The organism is Pseudomonas emilianonis, from assembly GCF_023072625.1.
GTDB lineage: Bacteria > Pseudomonadota > Gammaproteobacteria > Pseudomonadales > Pseudomonadaceae > Aquipseudomonas > Aquipseudomonas paraveronii.
This window is the reverse complement of record NZ_JAKNRV010000410.1, coordinates 1-4,225: the sequence shown is the minus strand read 5'-3', so window position 1 is coordinate 4,225 and position 4,225 is coordinate 1. Positions and strand designations below refer to the sequence as shown.

Here is a 4,225-nt window from a genome sequence, read left to right as displayed (position 1 = left end):
CCATGGAGCGGATGACGCTGAGCACGCTGACAATCGACGACACGTCCTGTTGCAGACTGTCGAGGGACACCCCGCTGCTGCGGATATCGTTCACCAACGCATGGATCTGCGCGATGCTGCGGTCCACCACGCGCTTGGCGGCTTGGCCCTCGACGTCGGTCTGTTGCGCCGCGACGGAGGCGCCTTGGGCACTGTGCGCAACTTCCTGGGCGGCGGCGGACATCTGATTGATCGCGGTGGCCACCTGGTCGGTCTCGTGACGCTGACGCTCCATGGCCTGTTCCGAGCGCTGCGCCTGGTCGGACACCTGGCCCACCAGCCCGGTGAGTTGCGCGGTCATTTCGGTGATCTGGCGTACAAGGCCGTGGATCTTGTCGACAAAACGGTTGAAAGCCCCGGCCAGATCGCCAAGCTCATCCTGGCTGGTGATAGCCAGGCGCCGCGTCAGGTCGCCTTCGCCGGCGGCGATGTCGTCGAGGTTGGCTTTCATCAGGTGCAGCGGACGCAGGATGGTATTGGCCAGGACCATGCCCGCCGCAGCAATCACCAGCAGCACCAGCACGGCCACGCCGAGGATACTCAGCAATACGCCCTCCATGCGTTTCTCGACCTTGGCCTCGACCACCGCCACCTGGGCGTCGATGCCATCCAGGTTGACCGAGGTGCCGATGACCATGTCCCACTTGGGCAGGTACTCGGTGTAGCCCAGTTTGGGCACCAGTTCGGTCTGCCCGGGCTGGGTCGAGCTGTATTGCAGGTAGTGGGTGCCGTCCTTGCCGACCTTGACCAGGTCGCGGTTGACGTAGACCCCATTGGGGTCGCGGTTGTCCTTGAAACTCTTGCCCACGCCGTCCGGGCTGTTGCCCTTGAACAGGCGGATGGTGTCGGAGTCGTAGCCGAAGAAGTAGCCGTCCTTGCCGTAGCTGGTATTGGACAGCAGCTTAACCACCTCGGCACGCACCGCCGTATCACCCGGGGCGGCGGCGTCGTAGAGCGGCTTGATCGTGGTCATTGCCACTTCCACATAGCTCTGCAGAGTGGCCTTGGCGGCGTCGAGCAAGTGCTGGCGGGTCTCATCCACCTCGTTGCGCGCTTGCCCCTGCAGTATCCACACCGTGGTCAGGCTGATCACCAGGGCGAACAACAGCACGGGCACTATGGCAAGGGACAGGACTTTGACCTTCAGGCTCAGACGCATGGCTTTTCTCTCTTATTCATGGCGACTTAAGAGGTTATCGGCCCACTGCGCGGATTCTGTAGGGCTACCTCGTCAGAGCGTCATCGCCGCCACCCAGCCAAACACCAGCAGCGGAATGTTGTAATGCAGGAACGTCGGCACCACAGTGTCCCAGATGTGGTGGTGCTGGCCGTCGATATTGAGGCCGGAGGTGGGGCCCAGGGTCGAATCCGACGCCGGCGAACCGGCATCGCCCAAGGCACCGGCCGTGCCGACGATGCAGACGATGGCCAGCGGGCTGAAACCCAATTGCACACACAGCGGCACGAAAATCGCGGCCAGGATCGGCACCGTGGAAAACGACGAGCCGATCCCCATGGTCACCAGCAGCCCCACCAGCAGCATCAGCAACGCGCCTACCCCACGGCTATGGCCGATGAACGCCGCCGACGTTTCCACCAGCGAGCGCACGTCACCGGTGGCCTTGAGCACTTCGGCAAACCCTGAGGAGGCGATCATGATGAAGCCGATCATCGCCATCATCTTCATGCCTTCGGTGAACAAATCGTCCGTCTCGCGCCAGCGCACGATGCCCGACACCGAAAAAATCAGGAACCCGGCCAGGGCGCCGATGATCATCGAGTCCAGCCACAACTGAATGATGAACGCCGAGGCAATCGCCAGGCCGGCCACCAACAGGGTCAGCGGGTTGTACCGCACCGCGACCTGTTCGACCCGCTCGATTTTCTCCAGGTCGTACACGCGTTTTTTGCGGTAGCTGACAAACACCGCCACCAGCAGGCCGACCACCATGCCCAGCGCTGGCAGGCCCATGGCGTGGGTCACGTTGACCTGGCTGATGTCCACGCCGCTCTTGGCCACATTGGCCAGCAGGATCTGGTTGAGGAAGATGTTGCCGAAGCCCACCGGCAGGAACATGTAAGGCGTGATCAAACCGAAGGTCATCACGCAGGCGATCAGGCGGCGGTCCAGTTGCAGTTTGGTCAGCACGTATAACAACGGCGGCACCAGCAGCGGGATAAACGCGATATGAATCGGCAGGATGTTTTGCGACGCAATCGCCACCACCCACAGCAAGCCGATCAGTAACCATTTGACATGGCTGCCGCCGCTGGCTTCCTGGCGATCGACCAGCAGGAGCGCCTTGTCCGCCAGGGCATGCGCCAGGCCGGACTTGGCAATCGCTACCGCGAAAGCGCCGAGCAATGCGTAGGACAAAGCCACCGTCGCGCCACCACCCAGCCCACCGTTGAAGGCCTTGAGCGTAGCGTCGATGCCCAGGCCACCCGTCAGCCCGCCCACCAGGGCGCCGACGATAATGGCGATGACCACATGCACGCGGGACAGGCTGAGCACCAGCATGGTGCCGACTGCGGCGATGACTGCGTTAATCATGGTTACCTCAAGCAAAAAATCAAACAACAGGCATACCCGCGCCCTAGCGGCCATTGTGGATGACTGCCGGCGTACAGGCTTAAAGGAGGTCTTATTAGAGGGCGCGCACTTTGCAGCAGGCGCGCCCGCATGTCAAAAAACGGCGTCGCTTACAGATTTAAATTGAACGTTTGAATAAAGAAAAAATTACAGCCGCCGATACTAAGGGCTCTCTATGTTTTCAGGTTAAGGATGCCCCGCGATGCCCCTCAGACAGCTGTCCATTCAATGGAAAATCACCCTGCTCGCAGGCCTCTGCCTGCTGGGGATCGTGACCCTGCTGGTGGGTCTGTCGCTGTATCGCATGGAACAGAGTTCGCAACGGGTCAAAGCCTCCAGCATGCACATGCTCGATGAAGCGGCCCAGGCGCGTATCGAAGCCCAGGGCGAAGCGCAGGCGCTGGGCATCCGCCGGCAGTTCATGGATGCCTATCAATACGGTCATGGGTTTTCCCGCCAGGTGCTGTTCCTGCGCGAACAGGCGGAAAAACGCTTCCTCGACGCCTTCGACACCCGTGAAGACTTGACCCGCCAGGTCAAGGCCGCTTTGCAGGCCAACCCCGACCTGCTCGGGTTGTCCCTGGTGTTCGAAGCCAATGCACTGGACGGCAAGGATGAGCTGTTCGTCAACCAGGCAGAGCTGGGCAGCAACGACAAAGGCCGGTTCGCCCTCTATTGGTCACAGCCGACGCCCGGCACACTCACCGCCATGTCGCTGCCCGAAAGCGACATGTCCGACACCCGCATCGGTCCGAGCGGCGAAAAGGCCAACGCCTGGTTCACCTGCCCGCGCACCACCCTCAAACCGTGCGTGATCGAACCGTACTTCTATGTCATCGACGGCCAAAACGTGCTGATGACCAGCCTCGTGTTCCCGCTGACGGTGAATGGCAAAGTCATCGCCTCGCTGTCGGTGGACATCAACCTCAACAGCCTACAGGCGGTGAGCCAGCAGACGAGCCACAAGCTGTATGACGGCCAGACCCAAGTCAGCATTCTCAGCCCCACCGGCTTACTGGCCGGCTACAGCGCGGATGCGAGCAAGCTCAGCCAGCGCCTGGACCAGGTCGACCCCGCCAGCGGCGCGCAATTGATCAGCGCCCTGGCCGGCAGCGCGCGGATCAGCAGCCTGCGGGCCGACCATCGACTCAAGGTCTTGGCGCCGTTCGCGCCGATCCCCGACGGCAAACCGTGGGGCGTGTTGCTGGATGTGCCGGAAAAAATCCTGGTGGGCCCGGCCGAAGCGCTCAAGGCGCAACTGGACGCCGATAACACCCGAGGCACCTTGCTCGAATTGAGCCTGGGCCTGCTCGCCGCCGTAATCGGCCTGGGGCTGGTGTGGCTGATGGCGCGAAGCGTGACCCGGCCGATCCTGGGCGTGGCGCACATGCTCGAAGACATCGCCAGCGGCGAAGGCGACCTGACCCGCCGCCTGGCCTACGACAAACAGGACGAGCTGGGGCAGTTGGCCGGCTGGTTCAACCGTTTCAACAAAAAACTGCTGCACGGCTCGGACGTGCCAACCAGTTGGGCTGACTTGAAGGGCGGTAAATACAAAGTCTCCATCGGTGACGTGAGCACCGCCGCCCAAGC

The 4,225-nt window shown here is 62.1% G+C and carries 2 protein-coding genes and 2 pseudogenes; 2 read left to right on the top strand and 2 right to left on the bottom strand.

Annotation, left to right across the window (positions count from 1 at the left end):
- Both L9Z73_RS26405 and L9Z73_RS26400 read right to left on the bottom strand, forming a co-directional pair.
- Positions 1 to 1,198: cache domain-containing protein (locus tag L9Z73_RS26405; protein ID WP_247407477.1), on the bottom strand; the 1,198-nt coding region annotated here is incomplete at its 3' end.
- Positions 1,199 to 1,270: 72 nt separating this feature from the next.
- Entirely contained in the window at positions 1,271 to 2,590 is a 1,320-nt protein-coding gene (locus L9Z73_RS26400) for a Na+/H+ antiporter family protein (protein ID WP_247407478.1), read from the bottom strand.
- Positions 2,591 to 2,834: 244 nt separating this feature from the next.
- Here L9Z73_RS26400 and L9Z73_RS26395 point away from each other — a divergent pair.
- Both L9Z73_RS26395 and L9Z73_RS31635 read left to right on the top strand, forming a co-directional pair.
- A pseudogene (locus L9Z73_RS26395) lies at positions 2,835 to 4,133 on the top strand (HAMP domain-containing protein); the annotation flags it as partial.
- 9 nt (positions 4,134 to 4,142) lie between these two features.
- Positions 4,143 to 4,225: pseudogene (locus L9Z73_RS31635) on the top strand (hypothetical protein); the annotation flags it as partial.